Source organism: Nautilia lithotrophica (genome assembly GCF_054656815.1).
In genome coordinates this window covers 588,628-608,755 of sequence record NZ_BAAHXN010000001.1, presented here as the reverse complement: position 1 = coordinate 608,755, position 20,128 = coordinate 588,628, and the positions used below count along the sequence as shown (strand labels likewise).

Below are 20,128 nucleotides of genomic sequence, written 5' to 3'. Positions count from 1 at the left end.
TTATGTTTGAAATATTTTAGCATAAAAAAAGTGTTGTTGTATCAATAATTTTAGGTGTCTGTCACTATATTTTTGAGAATTTTTATATTTTTTTTTATATTTGCAGATTTTAAGATATTAATAATGCTTTTAATTAAACTTATAAAACTATAACAACCTCGAGAACATAAAAAATCTTAATAGCTTAAAACCTTAACAACCTTAAAAATTTTTTATTATTGGAATAAGATGCTGTTTGTTCTATATTCTTAGTTTTTTTGCAGTTCTTTATATATCTCTTTTGCGCTTTTGTCTGAAAGTTTTGCAAGGAGTTTTGATTTTTCTTTATTTGGAAGAGGGAGGTTTAAGACATCTTCATATGATAATGTGAGTTCTTTGTTTTTTTCACCTTTGTCAATTACTACGACCCATTCGCCTTTTGTATTTGGAAGTTTTAATTCTTTTGCTTTTGCCTTAATGTATGTTTCGTGTATTTTGGTAAGTTCTTTTGCTAAAAATATTTCCCTCTCAGGAATTAACTCTTTTAATTCTTTGATAAGTTTTTCTATTCTGTGGGGTGCTTCATAAAGAATAGCTATTTTACCAGAATTAATGATTTTTTTTAGTTTGTCTGAGCGTTCTTTTCCTTTGTGCGGCAAAAACATCCAAAAACAAAATTCACCCTCAAACCCGCTTGCCACGTATGCTGTAAGTGCGGCGTTTGCACCCGGAATTATTGTGTAAGATATGCCGTTTTCTTGGCAAAACTGAACAAGTTTGCTTCCGGGATCACTGATTCCGGGCATTCCGGCATCACTTACATATACGCACTCTTTTGTTTTAAGTATTTCGGGATCGAGTTTTGAAATTATCTCTTTTTCGTTATGAGAATGCATTGATATAAATTCTTTGTTTAGAGGAATATTTAAAAGATTTAGAAGTTTTTTGGTTACCCTTGTGTCTTCGCAGAAGATTATTTCGGATTTTTCAAGAGCCTCAAGGGCTCTTTGTGAGATGTCTTTAAGATTTCCAATGGGAGTCGGAACAAGACTTAGCAATTACGCAAGACCGTATTTTTTCTTAAATTTATCTACTTTACCACCTCTATCGATGTTTCTTTCCTGTCCAGTGTAGAATGGATGACATTTATCACAAACTTCAATTCTTAGGCTTTCTTTAGTTGATAAAATTTCAAATTGATGTCCGCAAGTGCAAGTTACTTGACATTTTACGTATTCAGGATGGATACCTTTTTTCATTCATTATCCTTTTATTTATTGTATTCAAAAATTAGTTCGAAATTCTACTCACTTTACCTTAAAGTATCCTTAAATTAAGCAATTTTTAAGGAATGGAGAATTGAGATTGGAAAACGGAGAATTAAAAAGAGAATATTCTCTATAATTGTTGGTTTTTTTTGGAATATAAAAATTTTTAGTTTTATTATTTTTCAAATGTAATGTAGTTTTTTGCTGGTATAAAAAATTTTAAAGGAAAAAAGAAGTTGAAATTTATAAAATTAACTATGAATTTTTAATAGTAATTCTCAATTCTTCATTCTCCATTCTCAATTTTTAAGGTATCTTTTATTATCCCTTTTTTCAACATCGCCCAGCTGGTCGAGATAATCAAGATAAGCTACGATATATTTCCTGCTCATAGGCATGTGTTCTTTGAATTTTTTGATATCAATAAATCCTTCTTTTTCCATAATTTCCCTCATTTTTTTGAGGGCTATGTTTATGTTTTTATCGGTTACGAAAAGATTGTGTGCAAGTCTTACCACTTTTTTGGATGTTGTGAGTTTTTTCATGGCGTTGTCGCCTACTTTTCTGTCGATATTTAATTTTTCGTATATGTTGTAAGGGGCTTCCGGAGTGAGTCCCGAATTGTCAAGAAGCTGATATAATCTGTGCTCTACCGATTTGGTAACATCCACCTCTCCTAAATCTTTTCTTTTATATATGTTGTCTTCTTTTATTAAATATCCCTCTTTTACAAACTCATCAAGCACACTTTGGATAAGTTCGTTGCTTGCCCATTTGAGTCTTAGTTTCAGTGAGGCAGGCGATAGGAATGCGAATCTGTTTTTTTCGTATGTGTCTTTTATTACTTTTTCAATCTCTTTTTTAACATCCATTGAGAAAATATTGTAATTTTCCTCATCTATAAATACGTTATCAAGCTCTTTTGCGATTTCAAGCGCTTCGGCGGGGGTCAGGTTGAATCTCTGATAGCTTTGAAGCAGTCCGAATCCGCGTTTGTGGTTTTGAACAAGAATTTCAAAGGCACTTTTAAAATCTTTTTTATTAAGGGCTTTTAAAAGGGCTAATTTTTTCTTTTTCTTAATAGGATCGCTTATAGGATTTAATACCTCTCCACCTCCGATAACACGCCCGTTATGAAGTATTACAAACGGATCTTCAAAAACCAAAAAGGCTTTTTCTTCAAGTTTGATTGTCGCATAGCCTTTTTTGTCTTCGGGATTAAACATTAAAAGTCTACCAGGAATCCTTTTTGCACCGCTTATGAATAAAACTTCCATATTATGGAAAAGTTCTTTTCCTTCAACTGGTTTTACGAATACGTCAATCAGTTTGAAACCTCTTAAATATCCTTTGGTTGAAAGTAGGTATCCTTTTTTGAGTTCTTTATGATTGATGTTCAGATTGATAGCAACCCTTTGGTGAGTATATGCAACTTCTACATCTTCACCATGAACTTGTAAATTTTTAACGGTTGTTAGGGTTTTTGTTTCGTTGATATATATTTTGTCTTTGAGTCTCACCTTACCGCTTAGAACCGTTCCCGTAACAACCGTTCCGATACCTTTAAGTGAAAACACCCTGTCGATATAGTATCTGAAAAATTTAGAATGGGTTATGTTTCTTGGAGGTAGGTTGAAAAGATAGTCTTTTAGTGTTTCTATGCTTTCTTTATCGTAAATTGACGTTTCGAAAATTTCAAGCAAATGCAGGTTTTTGTATTTGGCTATTAAATCCCTGATTTCTTTTTTTCTTTTTTCGATTGTTTCAGGTTCGGCCAAATCGCATTTAGTAAGAGCTACTATAATATTTTTAACTTTTAAAATATTCAATACTTCAAGGTGTTCAATGGTTTGAGGCATTATTCCTTCATTTGCATCTATGGCAAAAAGCGAAGCGTCAAATCCGAAAGCGCCGCTGATCATGTTTTTAACGAGTTTTTCGTGACCCGGGACGTCTATAAAAGCTACGTTTGTCTCATCCCTTTTCATATTTGTAAAGCTGAGATCAATCGTGATTCCTCTTTCTTTTTCTTCTTTAAGCTCGTCCCCGTTGTATCCCGTCATCGCTTCAATAAGGGATGTTTTTCCGTGGTCTACGTGACCCGCAGTTCCGATTATAATGTTTCTCATGTCTAACCTTTAAGTTGTGAAGTTGATAAGTCGTTATATTGTGAAGGAATTTCACAGCTGATAATACTATTAATAATTTCGGCTAATTTTTCTATTTCGTCTTCCTGGACGCTTCTCATATCAAGCACAAATTTTTCATTTTCTATTCTTCCGATTACCAGGTTTTTACGCATATCCTCTTCCCATTTTTTGGCGTTGCCTTTAATTTCCACAACAACAGTCGGAATTTTTCGGTTTGGCATGGTCCCACCGCCGACGTATGTATGTGAGTCTTTAATTTCAGCTTTCAAACTCGGGGTAAGTGAGAGAAGTTTTTTTGCTTTTTCTTTCAGTGCTTTGGTTGTTTGAAAAATTGATTTTAGAGTAGGTATTTTGTCGTATTCTTCTTTAATGTATGCAAGTGCAGTGGCTTCAATGAGTGATAGCGTTATTTTATCCACCCTGAACATTCTTAAAATCTGATTTTTTTTGAGTTTATCTATTAATTCTTTTTTTCCGAGGATTATTCCGGCTTGCACACTTCCAAAAAGCTTATCACCACTAAAACTCACTAAGCTCGGATTTAGTTTCATTATTTCACTTATAGGTGGCTCGTAATTTGTAAGAGAGTAGGGCAGTTTAGGAATATATGCGCTTCCGAGATCGTAATAGTCAAGCACGTTTTTTTTACATGCAAGCTCTATAATTTCTTCAAGACTTGCTTCGGCGCTGAATCCTTCTATTGAATAATTGGATTTGTGAACTTTCATAAGCATAGCGGTATCTTCCGTAATGGCGTCTTCATAGTCTTGAATTTTGGTTTTGTTCGTGGTTCCGACTTCTACGAGTTTAGCTCCGCTTGCTTTCATAACTTCCGGAACTCTGAAACTTCCGCCGATTTCCACAAGCTCGCCTCTTGATACTATTGCCTCTTTATCTTTTGCGAACGTGTTTAGTATCAAAAACACGGCTGCGGCGTTGTTGTTTACAATAAGCGCACTTTCACTTCCAAACAGGTGGCTTAGTATTTTTGCGCTGTGGTGGTATCTGTCTCCCCGTTTTCCTTTTTTGAGGTCATATTCAAGGTTGCAGTAATGAGTTGAACGTTTCTTTGCGTAATCGAAAATTTCCGGATCAATTAAGCTTCTTCCGAGATTGGTATGAACGGTTATGCCCGTAGCGTTTATAACGTTTATAATTGAAGGGGAAAGTATCTCTTCAGATCTTTTTTCAATGGTTTTAACAATATCTTCTTCATTTATTTGTGTAATTTTTCCGTTTTTTATTCCTTCTCTTATTTCGTTAAGTGTCTTTTGGATTATGGGAGTTAGAACTTTTTTGGGGATATGTGAGAGGGCTTTTTCTATTTTATCAACTTTTGGGATCTGTCTAAAAAGATTCATTGTTTACCTTTGTGTAATGCCGCCGGCATTTTTTGGTATTATTGTAACAAAAAAGGCTTTTTTATGAAACTAGCTATTACGGCAAGCGGCGCTTTTATAGGCTCAAATTATTGTCCTGATTTTGAAGAATGCGAATATCTGATTATTTACGATACTAAAACAAAAGAGTATGCTGCAAGAAAATCACCTTCTTTTTATTCAAAAAACCCTGAAGATTTGATTAATTTTTTAAAAGCTGTAATGATAAAAAATATAATTAGCGGTAAGGATATAAAAGATGGTTATTTTAAAGTTTTTAAGGTTATTGATAAAGATTTGAGTGTGGAAGAAGTGATAATGAGATACAAAGAGGAGAGATCCTCTTATTTGTGAATAACGCTGATTGCTTTTTCTTTGAATTCTTTGAGTTTAGAAATTAAATCACTGAAGATAGAACCAGTTTTGTGACCTTTATTGATTTCGCTTTCAAGTTTTGTAATCGCATCTTTTAACATTTTGTATGTTGTATCACTTGTGCTTGTGTATCCTAAAGCTTCGCCGATTACTAACTGATGTTTTGCTTCATCAAGATATTTGAGTGCCTGTTTTTTGTCTCTTTTAACAATTTTACTCGCTTCTTCCACAAGTGCCTGAGCTTTGATTAACGGAATAGGAATTACGTTGTCAACCTCTACAAGTGTAGAAAGCGCCATTGATAAAACGTCTTTCGCTTCTTTGATTTTACCTTCGTTGATATATTTGATTGCAAGATTAAGAGCTGCCGGATATGTCGCAAGCGGCAAGTTAATCGTTTTAATAACAATTTCGCTTCTTAAAGTATTTAAAATTTCTCTTGCCTGAGGAATTTTATTTTCTTTAAGCATATCTTTGGCTTCTGATGTAAGTGTTTTGATTTTATCGACATCCCCAAAGAACTGATATGCACTAATTTGCACATCTACAGGCAATAAATACGGGGCGTTTGGAGAATTTAAAACAACCGCAAGTTCACCTACAGCTTTTTTAAGAGATTCTTTTGCTTTGTCGTTTTTTTTGTTGTTTAGGTATATTAAAGCGTCCTGAGTATATTGAATTGCTCTGATGGCTTCTTTAATTAGCTGAGTGCTTTGTGCTTGCTTTTCAGCTTTTACAACTGCGTTTTTTGAAACATTGTTTGTTTTAGTGTCTGCTGCCATAGAACCGCTAACCAAAAGCCCGGCAACAACTACTGAAGTTAATAATTTTTTCATTTGTCCCTCCTTAAATGTTTTAGTGACAGTATTATAATACATTAAGTCTATCTATGTCAAGTATTATGAAGTGTATATGCTCAAAATTAATTAAAACTTAATTTTAATTTTAAAAATATTTAAATTAAGTTATGAAGTGGATAGGTTGTGAAGTGGGTAAGTTGGTAAGTTGTTAAGGTAAAAGAGGTAAGGTATTTTTAAATGTGGATATTTTTCGAATATTTATGTAGTATTTGTAACGCATACAAGAGTCTGGCACTTTAAATTATTGATTATTTGATGATCTTATTGTTTTATGCTTAACCTTCATTTTCACTTAATAAGTATCTGTCACTATAGGTAGCGTATAGTATGAGAATTACATATTTAGCTATTTAAGTTAATAGTTATTTAAGTTGATTATAAGCATTTTTAACATCATATCAATGATAAATTATTAATAACAACTCAAAAACCCTAACTGATTTGTGCCTTCACAACTTCACTACTTATCTATTTGCTACCAACCAAGCCATCCCAATTCACAATTCTCAAATAAATTAATGTATAATTCCATTAAAAAAAGGTATTATAATGAAATTCATTGGAACTCGCGGCACTGATGAGAAAAAAACTTTTAGTGAAGTAATACTTGACCCTGCGGCACCAAACGGCGGACTTTACGTTCCGAGTAAAATCCCAAGTATCGATGAGAGATTTTTAAACAGATATTATGACGTAGAAGATGAAAAAACATACAGACACCTTGCAAGAGGGATTTTAAAACTTTTTAAAATCGATATAGATCCCGAACTTATCGAAAAAGCTTTATACACATATTTAAGGGAATTTGACGATCCAGATGTTGTGCCTGTGGTTAAGCTTGATAAGGATCTTTTCGTAGGCGAGCTTTGGCACGGACCTACAAGAGCGTTTAAAGATATGGCGCTTCAGCCTTTTGGTGTAATTCTTTCGGCTCTTGCTCAGGAAAAAGGTGAAAATTACCTTATTTTAGCGGCTACAAGCGGTGATACGGGGCCAGCTACTCTTAAAACGTTTGAAAATAAAGAAAACATCCAGGTTGTTTGTATTTATCCTCATGAAGGGACGAGTGAAGTTCAAAAACTTCAGATGGTGACAACAGACGCCAAAAACGAAAAAGTACTCGGAATCATCGGAAATTTTGACGATGCGCAGACTGCGCTTAAAGCTCTTTTAAAAGATGAGGATTTCAGAAACACGTTAAAAGAAAACAATATCAAACTCTCTGCCGCAAACAGCGTGAATTTCGGAAGAATTATTTTTCAGATTATTTACCATTTCTGGAGTTATTTAAAACTCGTAGAAAACGCTGAAATCGATATGATGGATAAAATCGACGTAATTATTCCAAGCGGAAACTTCGGAAACGCCCTTGGTGCGTATTACGCTAAAAAAATGGGTCTTCCGATTGATAAAATAATAATCGCTTCAAACAAAAACAACATCTTATATGAGTTTATCAAATACGGAAAATACGATTTAAGAGATAAAAACCTTATCCATACCATTTCACCTGCGATGGATATACTTAAATCAAGCAATGTTGAAAGGGTGCTTTTCGATAAGTTTGGAGAAGAGAGAACAAAAGATCTTATGACTTCACTTGAAGAAAACGGATATTTCGAGCTTACATCTGAAGAACACGAAAAAATAAAAGAAGATTTCTTGGCAGATTTTGCTACGGATGGAGAATGTGAAGAGATTATCGCAAAGTATGCGAAAGAGGGCAATTACATAATGGACGCCCATACAGCTACGGCAATTAAAGCGTATGAATACCTTAAGGAAAAAGGTGAGATTAAAAACAAAGTGGTTGCATACTCTACTGCCGAGTGGACAAAATTTGCGCCAAGCGTGTATGAAGCACTTACAAAAGAAGATATTAATCGTGAAATAGCAGAACTTGAAGAAAAAACACTCGGTGATAAAGATGCAATCGTTTATATAGAAACTCATTATGACGTAAAAGCACCTGAGTGTATAAGAGAGCTTTTTGAAAAAGATATAAATGAAACAATTATTAATAAAGACGAAATAAAAGAAAAGATTATTGAATTTATCACAAACGGCAAATAGTGTTAACCGTAATCGGTATTTATATTTTTATTGTAATAGGTTTTTTTGCAAAAAAAATTTTCAGTGAAATAGAAGGCAAAACTCTTGTTTTGCTATCTACTTATTTTCTCCAGCCTTTTTTAACTTTATGGGGTATAATGCTTGTTCCATTAAATTTTGATCTGATTATTTCCCCTTTCGCTTATATTGTGGCAGTTTTTGCTAGTCTTATGTTTACATTTGCACTGAGTTTTGTGCTACATGATAAAAAAGAAAAAATTATTGCATCCCTCACACCTCTTATAGGAAATACAGGTAATCTTGGAATTCCGTTGTCCTATGCCCTGTTTGGTGATATCGGAGCAAGTATTGCTACAATAATAAATCTTGCCAATATTTTTTTTATTTATAGTTTCGGTATTTTTTTCTTTGCAAGTGGGAAGTATGATTTTAAAGAAGCTTTTTTTAAAATATTAAAAATACCGGTTATGTGGTTTGGGTTAATAGCATTATTAATTAACATTAGTGGTATAACGTTTAATAATGAAATTATGAAAATACTTCAAATGGGAGCTTTTGCTTCAATTGTAATACAGCTTTTAATATTTGGAATTTATGTGGCTGAAATAAAGTTAAAAGAAATAAGTTTTAAATTGGGATTAGTGAGTATTATCAATAAATTTATAATTTTTCCGGTTATAGGGTTTGTAATATTAAAAATATTTGGACTTAAACCTCTGTTTTTAAAAGCGGTTATGCTTGAAATTTTAACACCTCTTGCCGTTACAAACGTTAATCTTGCGGCTCTTTTTGATCTGTATCCCAGAAAGGTTGCAATGCTTGTAATTGTAACCTCTATCATTTTTTTAGGGGTAATATTTTTTATAATTTGAAAATTAATGTATAATTAAGACAAATTGAAAAAGGTTAAAAGTGAAAAAAATTTATATAATATTTTTTTTATTCATTTTTTTTGTTGGATGTAGTGAAAAAAGGGAATTAAAAATTGCAGCAAATTCTTGGATTGGTTATATTCCTCTTTTTTATGCAGATAAAAAAGGATGGTTAAAAAATGAAAAAATAAAATTAATAACTACGGTTTCTTTAGCTGAAAGTTTAGATTTATATAAAAACAATTTCGTAAACGCATTTGCAGCAACACAATATGAATACTCTTTATTAAATAGAAATGATGTGTATGCAATTATGTTATTTGACAGATCAAATGGTGCAGATATGATTCTTTCAAATTTTTCTTTTAAAGATTTAAAAAATAAACAAATAGATGCATATATGGAAGTAAACTCAGTAAATTATCTATTATTTCAATATTTCCTTAAAGCAAATAATTTAAATAAAAATAATTTTTATATTCATAATCTTGATCAAGGACAAATCGTTAAGAAAAAATATACCGCCCCATCTTTAATTGTTACATATGCACCTTATGATGCTGAACTAAAAAAACAAAATTTTAAAATTATTGCATCTACAAAAGATTCATCTTCATTGATTGTAATTGATGCATTATTTAGTGATGCAGAAAATATTTATTTACATAAAAGACAATTTTTAAAAGTTAAAGAATTTTCATTAAAAGCATTAAGAGATTTAAAAAAAGATCCTAGAGAGTTTTTTAAAAATGTAAAAGATTATTTACCAGGTTATTCATATGAGGATTTTAAAGCTGATTTAAAAAATATAGAGTGGATTATAAAACCTGATAAACATATCAAAAATTTATTAAAGAAAATAAATTTACCATATAAAGAACTAAAATGAAAATTAAAAAATTTTTAATGATAATAAACACTTTTATAGTTATAGTTTTTATTGGTATTTTTTATTATATTTATACTCAACAAAAAAAAGAACTTGTTAATATTATAGCCGATGAAATATTTCAAACATTAAATAGTGTGTCATATAGTTTTAGTAAAACTTTAAATATTAATTCTGATTATATGATATTAAAACCTATTCTTGATAGAAAGAGCACTAGTGACTTATTTGAAGGTTTTTTACTGACTACTTCAGATGATCAGATACTTTTTAAAAGTGGAAATATGAACTTGTATATTCCATCTCCTCAAAAGATTCAATTCAAATTGAATAATATTGATTTAAATACCTTATTAAGAAAAGACGCATATGTAATTAATATAAAGTATTTTGATAAAGATAGATTTAAAACATTAAAATTGTATTTATTTCCAAATAAAGAAGTTTTAAAAAATACATTTACATATCTAAGAATGCAGTATATCTTATTGTTTTTATTTACTTTTATTTTTGTGTATTCTTTTTTAAGATCAATATATGATATTGTAATAGTAAAACCTCTAATAAAATTAAAAAAATATGCGAATAAAGAAATAGAAAAGCCTAACAAATTTTTTATTCAAGAATTTGAAGATTTAAAAGAAACACTAGCCCAAAAATTTAATACAATTAGTGAGTATATTAAAAAACTTGAGGTAAGTTCAGTTACTGATTCTCTTACGAGATTAAAAAATAGGAAATTTTTAAATGAACATTTAGCAAAACTCATAAATGAAAATCAAAAATTTGCTGTTGTATTTATTGATATTGATAATTTTAAAGATATTAATGATTTTTTTGGACACTCAGTTGGTGATGAAATTATTATTCAAATTTCAGAGATTTTATCTAAACATGTTAAAGACAAGGAAATTGTGGCTAGAATAGGTGGAGATGAGTTTGTTTTGGTTTTTGAATTTTATAAAAACGAGGATGAGTTAAATTCAAGATTAGAATTACTTTTAGACAATTTAAATAGAGTTTGGAATATACATAATCAGAATATTACGACTACGGCAAGTATCGGTGTGGCCGAATTTCCAAAAACGGCAAAAAGTGTAGAGGAATTATTAAAATATGCAGATATTGCATTATATGAAGCTAAAAAGATAGGTAAAAATAAGTATGTGATTTTTGATGAAAATCTTAAAAATAAAATTAGTAGAGAAATTCAAATTAAAACAAGTATGAACCAGGCATTAGAAAATAATGAGTTTAAACTTTTTTATCAACCTAAATTTGATAAAGATGAAAAAATAATAGGATGTGAAGCATTAATAAGATGGATTAAAAATGGAGAGGTTATTTCCCCTTTAGATTTTATACCTATAGCTGAAAAGAGTGGTTTTATTATAAAACTCGGAAACTGGATTATGAAAGAAGTGGTAAATGTTCAAAATGAGTGGTTGAAACAAGGATTAAGTTTACACATTTCTTTTAATGTTTCACCTATACAATTTAGAAATGAAAAATTTTTATCGCAATTAAAAGAAATATTTAAAAACTCTAACCGACAATTAATTGAGATGGAAATTACAGAGTCTGTTTTTATTCAAGAAAAAGATAAAGCAAAAGAGGTTATAGATGAAATTAAAAAATATGGTTTAAAAATAAGTTTAGATGATTTTGGGACAGGATATTCATCTCTTTCGTTTTTAAAAGAATTCGATATTGATGTTTTAAAAATTGATAAATCGTTTGTGGATGAAATTTATAGTGATGAAGGAAAAGTATATATTCAAACAATATTAAATATGGCAGAGAGTTTACATTTGGAAACTATAGCTGAAGGTGTAGAAACCAAAGAACAATTTGATATTTTAAAATCTTTAGGATGTAAGTATTTTCAGGGATATTTTTTTTCAAAACCTCTTAATAAAAAAGATTTTGAAAAATTTGTTTTTTCACATTCTTAAAAAGGCTTTTATAATTCCGAAATATTCATGAATTGCTTTATAAGACTGATAAAAGCTGCCGGCATTTGGAAATATATCCCACAAGGTATATTCATTGTTGTAAAAGAATCCAACGGGTTTTGGAATTATTTCAAATTGAAAATGTTTAAAAAGCATAATTGCTCTTTTCATATGATAGGCACTTGTAACAAGATATATTTTTTTAGGTAAATTTAATTTTGTAAAAAGTTCTGAAGTATATTTTGCGTTTTGAAATGTGTTTAAAGATTTGTTTTCATAATAAGTTTTTATACTGCAGTTACATATTGAAGTAATAGTATCAATGTCTTTTTTAACATTTTGGGCTTCTTTTGTTTTTTTTATTCCCCCTCCAGTGAATATAAACGGAATATTTTCTTTTTTTGCAATTAAGAGCCCATAAATCTCTCTTTTAAAAGCATCCGGCAATGCTTTTAAAATATCGTTTTTATTTGTGCCGCCTCCTAAAACCACCACCGCACTTGGGGTAATATTATCAGATTTGAAATTACGTTCAAGTGGATATAAAAGAGCATTTGCTATGAATTTTGTGGATATTGCCCAAAGTAACACTGCGGCTGAAAAGAAGATAAATTTTACCTTTTTTGCATAAAATCCAGCTAAAAAAAGTATAATTACAAAAATTCCTGGCGGTAAAAAAATATAAGTAAAAAGTTTTGAAATTATATACATCAAACGCCTTTTTAAGAATTATAACAAAAGGAAGAAACGGAAAAAAAGATGAGAAAACTGGATAGACAAATAATAGAAGTGATGAATTAAGCAATAAAATAAGATCTGAAAATAAAAAAGGAAATAAATGAATATTTTGATTACCGGTGCAAGCAGAGGAATAGGGCGAGAGATTGTAAACAGATACAATAACGGAAACAATACAATTTATGCACTTGCCAGAAATACTGATGATTTGAAAAACATTCCAAATGTAATTCCAATTAAAATTGATTTGGCAAATGTAGATGAGGTGAGGGAATATTTTAAAAATCTGAATGTGAAATTTGATATTGTTATTGCAAATGCTGCGATTTCCCTGCCTCATTCCCCTTCATTTACGCCTTTTGATGATTTTAAAAGAACATTTGATATAAATTTTTTAAGTATTCATGCAATGCTTGAAGGTATAGTTCCTAAAATGAATAAAGGTAAAATAGTTTTTATTTCATCTTTGGCGTCATTGGTGGCTGCACCTAGTTCAATGCCTTATAGTGCCAGTAAAAGAGCTCTAAATTCATATGCCCAGTCTCTTAGAAACCTGCTCGCACCGGATATTAAGGTTATTAATATACTTCCAGGTTTTATTAAAACGGATATGACTGATAAAAATGATTTTTACATGCCGTTTTTAATGGATTTAGAAACAGGTGTTGATAAAATTATGTATGCAATTGAGAATAATAAAAAAGAATATACATATCCAAAAAGATTTTATTACATAATTAAACTATTTAATTTATTGCCTCTTTCAATACAGGATATTTTATTGCAAAAAGTATCAAAATAAGATATATTAAGAAAAAATGTTTGGAGTTTGATAATATGCGAAAAATAAGCGTATGCACATATTGTGGTGTTGGATGTGAAATAGAAGCACATATAAATAGTGGCAAAATAGAAAAAATTTCAGCGGTTAAAAACGGAAAATCAAGTGGTGGTGAGCTTTGTATTAAAGGAAAATACGGATTTGATTTTTTAGATAAAAGAATAAACAAACATTTGGTGAGTTATAGGTTTATTGAAAAAAACAAAGATAAATTTCCGTTTGAATTAGCTGTAAGACTTGCCAATCTTTACGAATTTGATGAAAAATTTTATGAAGCGCCTTATACTCTTGCACTTGACCTTGCCGCATGGAAAATAAATGATATTTTAAACGAATACACTCCAAACCATATTGCATGTATAGGAGGAGCTAGGACAAATATTGAAAGTGCATGGTTTTTTCAGCATTTTGCAAGAAATATACTTAAAACTCCAAATGTAGATAACTGCGCGAGAATCTGTCACTCACCAAGTCTTTCCGGACTTAAAATGAGTATAGGTGAGGGTGCGAGCAGTGTAGAATTTGATGAAATTTTTAAAACCGATGTAATTTTTATAATTGGTTCCAATACCACTCAAGCGCATCCGATGGTGGCAAGCAGGATTATCAAAGCCAAAAGAAGAGGGGCTAAAGTAATCGTGATAGATGTTAGGGAGATTCCTATTATGAAATTTGCGGATATTAGCGTGATATTGCCGTTTGAAAGTAATTTATTGTTTTTAAATGCTGTAGCGAGGGAAATGATAGAAAAAGATTTAATAAACAAGGAATTTATAAAAAATAGATGCGTAAAATATGAAGAATATAAAGAAAACATACTAAAACATCCGGATTCGAAAGAGTATTTTGAAAAACTAAAAGGTTTTGAACATATTTCAGAGCAGATTAAACAAATCGCAAAACTGATTTCAAAAAATAAAACCATTTTTGCCTGGGGACTTGGGGTTACGGAACACATAGACGGAACCGAAGCCGTAAATGCGATAAGCAACCTTGCTATGCTTAGCGGAAATTTTGGGGAAGGGTGTGGAGTATTACCTCTTAGAGGTCAAAATAACGTTCAGGGCGCTTGTGACGTGGGGTGTCTGCCGTATTACGGCCCTGATTATACGATTCCTGAAAAAATCGGTCTAATGACACCGGACGTTATGGATCATCTGCTTGATGGCAGAATAAAAGCGATTATAAATATGGGTGAAGATATTTTACATGTCCATCCGAATTTAAATAAAATCAAAAAAGCATTTGAAAATTTAGAATTTTTAATGGTGATGGAAGTTATGAGAAACGAAATTACAGAAGTTGCTGATATAGTTTTCGGGGTAAAAAGCGCGTATGAAAAGACAGGAGTATATGTAAACGCTGAAAGAAGGCTTCATTTAAGCACGCCTTTAGTGGAATGCAATATGCCTGATGACTGGGAAGTTTTGGCTGAGATATCAAAAAGACTTGGCGCTAAATTTGATTTTAAAACAAGTGAAGATGTATTTGAAGAGTGTAAAAAAGAAGTGGAAAGATTTAAGGGTGCTACATATGAGCGGTTAAAACTCAAACCTCTTTGTTGGCCCGTTAAAGAGGATGGTATTGATTCGCCGGTATTACATACTGAAAAATTCAGCACGACTGATGGAAAAGGACATTTTCATTATCATCCTTATCATTTAAGGGGTGAGGTGAAAGATTTGATTGAAGGAAATAGAAAATGGTATCTAAATACGGGACGGGAATTGCCTCAATATAATAACTCTGCACAGACAAAACCAAGTGAGAAACTAACCAAAAAATACGGCGAGGATATTTTGCTGGTAAATGAAATACACAGAAACGAAATAGGTGAATTTGTAAAACTTAAATCAAGATACGGCGAATCAAATGTATTAAAAGTCAAATTTACTAAAAGTGTCCGTCCTTTTACATTATGGACAACGTTTCATTTTGCGAAAAGCAATATAAACGCACTTTTTGGTGACGAACATGATCATAAAGTCAAAACGGCAAGATTTAAAAGTGTTGAGGTGGAAATAATAAATGCAGACAATAACTCTTGAGGAATTCTTAAAAGAGGATTTTGATTATATATTGGATGCGAGAAGTCCCAAAGAGTTTGAAGAGTCACATATTCCGGGTGCACGGAATTTTTATGTTTTAAATAACGAACAGCATGCTTATATCGGTGATATGTATAAAAATTTTTCAAAAGTCCAAGCAAAAAAAGAAGCGGTTTGCTTTATGCTTGAAAATATTTCAAAACAGCTTAAGAACTTTAACGCCAAACCCGGAAGTAAAATTTTGGTTTATTGTGCCAGGGGAGGAAAAAGATCAACAGCCCTTTATACTATACTCTCACAGCTTGATTATGTTGTTTACAAACTGGAGGGTGGATATAAAGCTTACAGAAAATGGGTAGTTGATTATCTTCAAAACTTTCCACATAAAAAATTCGCAGTTTTAAGAGGTAACAGCGGATGCGGTAAAAGTGAGCTTTTGGAACATCTTTGTCCTTCTTTGGATCTTGAAAAACTTGCAAATCATTTTGGAAGTAATTTCGGTTGTAAGGGAAAACAACCCACACAAAAGCAGTTTGAAAACGAAATAGCAATGTTTTTATATAAAACGGATCCTCAAAAAGTTATTTATATTGAGGCAGAAAGTCCAAAAATCGGAAAACTATTTATTCCAAAACTTCTACATAAAAGAATGCAAGAAGGTGTCCAAATAGAAATTACCGCTAATTTAAAAGATAGAATTAAAAGAATTTTAGATTATTACGGACATATTGATCAAAAAGAGTTTTTGACAAACCTTGAAAAAATAAAACCATTTATTTCAAAAAAAATTTATTCAGGGCTTATAGAGAGTTATGATAGTGGAAATTTGGAAAAAGTTGCAGAGATTCTTCTTGTAGAATATTATGATAAAAAATATAGAAAAAAAGAATCTGATTTTATTGTTAAAAACGATGACTTGAAAAAATGTGCCCAGAAAATTAAATCATTTGTTGAATCTATTATTAAGCCATCTGATGGTTAAAAATACTATAACCGAAAATATAATCATCAAAGCTGCCACAGGTGCGGAATAATTCAGTCCGAAATTGATAAATCTGTCATAAATTAAAACCGGGGCAATCATAGGATGGTATGCGATAATAACAACCGCACCGAATTCTCCAAGTCCTCTTGCCCACATCATAAGCATTCCGTTAATTATGTCTTTTTTTGAGTTTGGGATTACTATTTTCATGAACGTTTCAAAAGGTCCGGCTCCTAAGGAGCGTGAAATATTTTCAAGTTTAACATCCACGTTTTTAAAACCTTCTTTTGCCGAATTGATAAGATAAGGGGCTGAGAGAAACATCATAGCAGCCATAATTCCAGTAGTGGAATCTATAAATCCAAGGCCGATCGATTCTAAAAAATTCTGAATATTTTGGCTTCCGAATGTCATTAAAAGTGCTATTCCCGCCGCCGTATGAGGCACCATAGTCGGTATGTCTATGAGACTTTCAATCAGACTTTTTCCGATAAAATCATATCTTGCAATTATATACGCAAGCGGCAGTCCGGTAAATAACACAAAAAAAGTTGCAAAAAGCGATACTTTCATTGTAAGGAAAATAGAATTGATAACTTCCGTGTCTTTAAGTGTCTGAATATACGAATCAAACCCGATTCCGAATATCAGCTTTAATAAAGGTAAAGTCAAAAACAGCATTAAACATGTCGCAAGGATTATAAAAATTTTTTTCATCATTTTTCTTCTCCCTTCATCCTTTTTCCTTTACCTTATATAAACACTATATCTTTTTTATTAAAACAGATAAAAACTTTTTCATTCTTTTTAACACTTAATTTTTCAAAGACATTTTTAGGTGATTTAATAAAAAACTGATTATTTAAAACATTTACAAATATTTTGTAATGATCCGTAATTCCCATAATCTCTTCAATTCTTCCTTCAAAGCAATAATCACTTTTTAAAGGTGTTTTGGAAATTGTAATTTGGTTTGGGTCAATTGAAAAATATTTGTGTGAATTTTCAAACCCCAAAAGCGATATGTCAAAAAGATTTTTAAACCCCAAAAACTTAGCAACTTCAATTGAGTTCGGGTTTTTTAACACACATTTTGCTTCACCGCTCTGTAGCAGGGTGCCTTTAAGTATTATTCCAAGTCTGTCGGCAAGGTATGAGGCTTCCCTGAAATTATGTGTAACATGAATGACGGAGAGGTCATACCTTAGAGGCAGTTCTTTTAAATTTTTCATAATTTCATTCCTCATAGTAGGGTCAACTGCACTTAATGGTTCATCTAAAAGCAGGAGTTTTGGCTGTGAATAAATCGCACGTGCGAGGGCAATTCTTTGTTTTTCCCCGCCGCTGAGGTTTTTTATGTTTCTTTTTAAGATTTTTTCAATTTGTAAAAAGTTTATTAAATCTTTGAAAAGCGTCTCGTTTTTTTTGTGATATTTTTCGGAAAAACGGATATTTTGTTCTGCGTTTAAATGCGGAAACAGCGCGAAATCCTGATATAAAAAACCGAAATTTCTCTTTTCCGGCGGCAGGTTTGTAATATTTTTGCCATCAAAATAGATTTCCCCTTCGATTGTCTGAAATCCGGCTATGCTTTCAAGAAGAAGTGTCTTGCCGCTTCCGGTTTTTCCAAGCAAAACAAAATATTCGTTTTTGTCAACATCCAAAGAGAGGATATTTAGTTTAAATTTTCCTCTTTTTAAAAACAACTCTTTTATTTCTAAAAGTTTATTTTTCATTTTCAATAGTCCATTTTCCATTTATGATTGGTGGATTAATTACACCTTGGCCATTTTTTTTCAATATAGTTTGACCTTCGGGTGATAGAACAAATTTAACAAAAAGATTTGCTCCTATTTTGTTTTTAGGTAAACCTTCTTTTTCATTTTCAATAATTGTAATACCATATATCATTGGAGCACCTTGTTTTACAATAAATGTGCCCGGTTTTTTTCCTGTAATTTTAAAATTAACCTGTTTATAATAATTTGCATATTTTTTACTTCCCAAATTTATTTGAGATGGAAGGTTAATGTATTTAAGTTTATGTTGTTTTGCAACGGATTTATAAATAAAAAGATAATCAAATGCGCCGGCTTCCAAAAGTCCTAAAAGATCTGTCTCTTTAGGTCTTACTATTACTTTTTTGGTCTTTTCTTCACCATTAGTATAATAATCGCCGTATCCAAAGAGTTTATTATAAAAGTTCGGTTTGTTATAATAAATACCTGCAAGTTTAACTACAAGAATACTTCTGTATCCGCATGGGTCAAGATTAGGATTTGAATGTCCCACTTTTACTCCTGGTTTTAAAAGAATATCTATCCAATTGTTTTGATTTATTTTGTTTGAGTATTTAGAATGGGGTGTAAAAGCAATTACCATTTCGTTCGTTGCAAAAAGTGCATTGAATTTTGCGTAATTTGGAATTAAAAGGTTGTTAATCACTTTGTAATCAGCACTGGCCATTACATCTGCTTTTTTATGAAGATCAGTAATTTTTCTTGCACATGCACGACTTCCAGCCGCTTCTCTTATTACGTCATATTTTGGATATTTAGCTTCAAATTTTTTTTCAATCTCGGCAAATGGCACACTAAGACTTCCAGCATGGAAAACAACTATTTTTTCCGCACTAAACAGTGCAGCCGCCACGCTTAAAGAGAGAATCAGTTTTTTCATCCTTTTCCTTTTATGTAAATTTTGCATATTTTTTTATGCTTTTTTTGCATATTTTGAGATAAATCCGATTTAATAATAAAATAAAAAAGGGAGATATAACTCCCTAACATCTTTCGGCAAGTTCTTTGTCTTTGCCTTCTTTTACTATTTTTTTGTAAAAAATTGAGTGTAAATGTTTAAGTTCGTCTTCGCTTTTGCATCCGTCAATCATACTTTGAAGCGAACCTTTGATTGCAAAAATACTCATATACAAATGAGTAAAAAAGAGTGCAACTATTATCATTGCTAAAAACAGGTGAATGATTACGGCGATTCTTAGTAAGTCAATTTGATATAAATTTAAGCTATTAAGGAGGGCTATGTCAAAGTCTTGAAAATACATCATAATACCTGTTAAAAGCATAACAATACCACCAAGAGTTGCTATCCAATACCACATTTTCTGACCGGCATTGAATTTGGATGCAGGAATTTCTTTTTTTTCTTTACTAAGATATCCGCCTAAAATCATAAACCATTTAATATCCCAAAGTCTTGGAAGCATCTCTTTGAGCCACATTAAAAACATCGGAATAACTGCTATTCCGAAAAGAACTGCACCGATATCATGTAAGTATCTTGCAAATCTTATTGGTGTGCCTCCACCAAAAAATTTGGCATAAATAACTATTATTCCGGTAGGGACAAGGAATACGAATCCAAGCGCGGCAATCCAGTGAATAATCCTCTGCCAGCTTGGAAATACTAAAAATTTTCTGCCTTCATGAGAAAATACTTTAGGTCCTATTATTAAATAGTGCACCAAAAATACGGCGGGCACAGCTATTAGGATAATTAAAAAAAGCATTTTAACCCAGTGGGTTTGGAGATACAAAAACATCTCTCCATAATTGTGCCATGCCGGAATGGCTTCAATCATCTGAGGTGAGATTAAAGTGCTTCCGGAATGAACGGGAGCCTGATTTGGCTCCGCCAATGGAACGCTTCCGGCAAAGGCGATAGTGCCAATTAGAGGCAATATTTTTTTCATAACATAT

The 20,128-nt window shown here is 31.5% G+C and carries 18 protein-coding genes; 8 read left to right on the top strand and 10 right to left on the bottom strand.

Annotation, left to right across the window (positions count from 1 at the left end):
- Window positions 1–248: 248 nt before the first annotated feature.
- The 4 genes from rsmI to selA form a co-directional block, all read right to left on the bottom strand.
- On the bottom strand, window positions 249–1,037 hold the full coding sequence (rsmI, locus tag ACYQ19_RS03155; protein WP_459977971.1) for a 16S rRNA (cytidine(1402)-2'-O)-methyltransferase: 789 nt from the start codon (window positions 1,035–1,037) through the stop codon (window positions 249–251).
- Window positions 1,038–1,238 (bottom strand): 50S ribosomal protein L31, encoded by a 201-nt coding sequence (gene rpmE, locus ACYQ19_RS03150; RefSeq protein WP_456478949.1) that lies wholly within the window; start codon window positions 1,236–1,238, stop codon window positions 1,038–1,040.
- Window positions 1,239–1,546: 308 nt separating this feature from the next.
- Window positions 1,547–3,376: a selenocysteine-specific translation elongation factor gene (gene selB, locus ACYQ19_RS03145; protein WP_459977970.1), complete on the bottom strand. Its 1,830-nt coding sequence runs from the start codon at window positions 3,374–3,376 to the stop codon at window positions 1,547–1,549.
- Window positions 3,377–3,378: 2 nt separating this feature from the next.
- Window positions 3,379–4,758, bottom strand: coding sequence for an L-seryl-tRNA(Sec) selenium transferase (gene selA / locus ACYQ19_RS03140; RefSeq protein WP_459977969.1), 1,380 nt, complete (start codon window positions 4,756–4,758; stop codon window positions 3,379–3,381).
- Window positions 4,759–4,821: 63 nt separating this feature from the next.
- Between selA and ACYQ19_RS03135 the strand changes: the two genes are divergently transcribed.
- On the top strand, window positions 4,822–5,130 hold the full coding sequence (locus ACYQ19_RS03135; RefSeq protein ID WP_459977968.1) for a NifB/NifX family molybdenum-iron cluster-binding protein: 309 nt from the start codon (window positions 4,822–4,824) through the stop codon (window positions 5,128–5,130).
- Here the strand turns inward: ACYQ19_RS03135 and ACYQ19_RS03130 are convergent.
- Window positions 5,121–5,987, bottom strand: coding sequence for a YfdX family protein (locus tag ACYQ19_RS03130; RefSeq protein ID WP_459977967.1), 867 nt, complete (start codon window positions 5,985–5,987; stop codon window positions 5,121–5,123). The two genes, ACYQ19_RS03135 and ACYQ19_RS03130, sit on opposite strands and share 10 nt — an antisense overlap.
- A 573-nt stretch (window positions 5,988–6,560) precedes the next feature.
- On the opposite strand from ACYQ19_RS03130, the gene thrC reads away from it, so the two are divergent.
- Genes thrC through ACYQ19_RS03110 form a run of 4 tightly spaced genes read left to right on the top strand, consistent with a single transcriptional unit; the run spans window position 6,561 to window position 11,800 of the window.
- Window positions 6,561–8,084, top strand: a complete 1,524-nt coding sequence (thrC, locus tag ACYQ19_RS03125) for a threonine synthase (RefSeq protein ID WP_459977966.1) — start codon at window positions 6,561–6,563, stop codon at window positions 8,082–8,084.
- A complete protein-coding gene (locus tag ACYQ19_RS03120; RefSeq protein ID WP_459977965.1) occupies window positions 8,084–8,956 on the top strand; it encodes an AEC family transporter in 873 nt (290 codons plus the stop codon). The genes thrC and ACYQ19_RS03120 overlap by 1 nt, the downstream gene beginning before the upstream one ends.
- Before the next feature lie 40 nt (window positions 8,957–8,996).
- The gene (locus tag ACYQ19_RS03115) at window positions 8,997–9,845 is read left to right on the top strand and encodes a type 2 periplasmic-binding domain-containing protein (protein WP_459977964.1); all 849 of its coding nucleotides are present in this window, start codon (window positions 8,997–8,999) and stop codon (window positions 9,843–9,845) included.
- A complete protein-coding gene (locus tag ACYQ19_RS03110; protein ID WP_459977963.1) occupies window positions 9,842–11,800 on the top strand; it encodes a putative bifunctional diguanylate cyclase/phosphodiesterase in 1,959 nt (652 codons plus the stop codon). The genes ACYQ19_RS03115 and ACYQ19_RS03110 overlap by 4 nt, the downstream gene beginning before the upstream one ends.
- Here the strand turns inward: ACYQ19_RS03110 and ACYQ19_RS03105 are convergent.
- Window positions 11,789–12,511 carry a YdcF family protein gene (locus ACYQ19_RS03105; protein WP_459977962.1) on the bottom strand — a complete coding sequence of 241 codons (723 nt, stop codon included), beginning with the start codon at window positions 12,509–12,511 and terminating at the stop codon, window positions 11,789–11,791. The two genes, ACYQ19_RS03110 and ACYQ19_RS03105, sit on opposite strands and share 12 nt — an antisense overlap.
- A 127-nt stretch (window positions 12,512–12,638) precedes the next feature.
- On the opposite strand from ACYQ19_RS03105, the gene ACYQ19_RS03100 reads away from it, so the two are divergent.
- The 3 genes from ACYQ19_RS03100 to mnmH are packed head-to-tail and all read left to right on the top strand — an operon-like array spanning window position 12,639 to window position 16,409.
- Complete coding sequence (locus ACYQ19_RS03100; RefSeq protein WP_459977961.1) at window positions 12,639–13,340, top strand: SDR family NAD(P)-dependent oxidoreductase; 702 nt, start codon at window positions 12,639–12,641, stop codon at window positions 13,338–13,340.
- Between the two features lie 35 nt (window positions 13,341–13,375).
- Window positions 13,376–15,427 carry a molybdopterin oxidoreductase family protein gene (locus ACYQ19_RS03095; RefSeq protein ID WP_459977960.1) on the top strand — a complete coding sequence of 684 codons (2,052 nt, stop codon included), beginning with the start codon at window positions 13,376–13,378 and terminating at the stop codon, window positions 15,425–15,427.
- Window positions 15,408–16,409 carry a tRNA 2-selenouridine(34) synthase MnmH gene (mnmH, locus tag ACYQ19_RS03090; protein ID WP_459977959.1) on the top strand — a complete coding sequence of 334 codons (1,002 nt, stop codon included), beginning with the start codon at window positions 15,408–15,410 and terminating at the stop codon, window positions 16,407–16,409. The genes ACYQ19_RS03095 and mnmH overlap by 20 nt, the downstream gene beginning before the upstream one ends.
- Here mnmH and ACYQ19_RS03085 read toward each other — a convergent pair.
- The 4 genes from ACYQ19_RS03085 to ACYQ19_RS03070 all read right to left on the bottom strand — a co-directional run bounded on the left by ACYQ19_RS03085 (window position 16,371) and on the right by ACYQ19_RS03070 (window position 20,121).
- Entirely contained in the window at window positions 16,371–17,129 is a 759-nt protein-coding gene (locus tag ACYQ19_RS03085) for an ABC transporter permease (protein ID WP_459978238.1), read from the bottom strand. The genes mnmH and ACYQ19_RS03085 overlap by 39 nt on opposite strands.
- 35 nt (window positions 17,130–17,164) lie before the next feature.
- Window positions 17,165–18,148, bottom strand: coding sequence for an ATP-binding cassette domain-containing protein (locus ACYQ19_RS03080; protein ID WP_459977958.1), 984 nt, complete (start codon window positions 18,146–18,148; stop codon window positions 17,165–17,167).
- The gene (gene wtpA / locus ACYQ19_RS03075) at window positions 18,138–19,091 is read right to left on the bottom strand and encodes a tungstate ABC transporter substrate-binding protein WtpA (protein ID WP_459977957.1); all 954 of its coding nucleotides are present in this window, start codon (window positions 19,089–19,091) and stop codon (window positions 18,138–18,140) included. Before wtpA ends, ACYQ19_RS03080 begins: the two co-directional genes overlap by 11 nt.
- A gap of 103 nt (window positions 19,092–19,194) precedes the next feature.
- Window positions 19,195–20,121 carry a formate dehydrogenase subunit gamma gene (locus ACYQ19_RS03070; RefSeq protein ID WP_459977956.1) on the bottom strand — a complete coding sequence of 309 codons (927 nt, stop codon included), beginning with the start codon at window positions 20,119–20,121 and terminating at the stop codon, window positions 19,195–19,197.
- Window positions 20,122–20,128: the final 7 nt, after the last annotated feature.

Bases quoted from the DNA above. Each gene is read 5' to 3' on its own strand.
- rpmE (WP_456478949.1), bottom strand. From the start codon at position 1,238: ATGAAAAAAGGTATCCATCCTGAATACGTAAAATGTCAAGTAACTTGC.
- selB (WP_459977970.1), bottom strand. From the start codon at position 3,376: ATGAGAAACATTATAATCGGAACTGCGGGTCACGTAGACCACGGAAAA.
- selA (WP_459977969.1), bottom strand. From the start codon at position 4,758: ATGAATCTTTTTAGACAGATCCCAAAAGTTGATAAAATAGAAAAAGCC.
- ACYQ19_RS03135 (WP_459977968.1), top strand. From the start codon at position 4,822: ATGAAACTAGCTATTACGGCAAGCGGCGCTTTTATAGGCTCAAATTAT.
- ACYQ19_RS03130 (WP_459977967.1), bottom strand. From the start codon at position 5,987: ATGAAAAAATTATTAACTTCAGTAGTTGTTGCCGGGCTTTTGGTTAGC.
- thrC (WP_459977966.1), top strand. From the start codon at position 6,561: ATGAAATTCATTGGAACTCGCGGCACTGATGAGAAAAAAACTTTTAGT.
- ACYQ19_RS03110 (WP_459977963.1), top strand. From the start codon at position 9,842: ATGAAAATTAAAAAATTTTTAATGATAATAAACACTTTTATAGTTATA.
- ACYQ19_RS03105 (WP_459977962.1), bottom strand. From the start codon at position 12,511: ATGTATATAATTTCAAAACTTTTTACTTATATTTTTTTACCGCCAGGA.
- ACYQ19_RS03100 (WP_459977961.1), top strand. From the start codon at position 12,639: ATGAATATTTTGATTACCGGTGCAAGCAGAGGAATAGGGCGAGAGATT.
- ACYQ19_RS03095 (WP_459977960.1), top strand. From the start codon at position 13,376: ATGCGAAAAATAAGCGTATGCACATATTGTGGTGTTGGATGTGAAATA.
- mnmH (WP_459977959.1), top strand. From the start codon at position 15,408: ATGCAGACAATAACTCTTGAGGAATTCTTAAAAGAGGATTTTGATTAT.
- ACYQ19_RS03085 (WP_459978238.1), bottom strand. From the start codon at position 17,129: ATGAAAAAAATTTTTATAATCCTTGCGACATGTTTAATGCTGTTTTTG.
- ACYQ19_RS03080 (WP_459977958.1), bottom strand. From the start codon at position 18,148: ATGAAAAATAAACTTTTAGAAATAAAAGAGTTGTTTTTAAAAAGAGGA.
- wtpA (WP_459977957.1), bottom strand. From the start codon at position 19,091: ATGAAAAAACTGATTCTCTCTTTAAGCGTGGCGGCTGCACTGTTTAGT.
- ACYQ19_RS03070 (WP_459977956.1), bottom strand. From the start codon at position 20,121: ATGAAAAAAATATTGCCTCTAATTGGCACTATCGCCTTTGCCGGAAGC.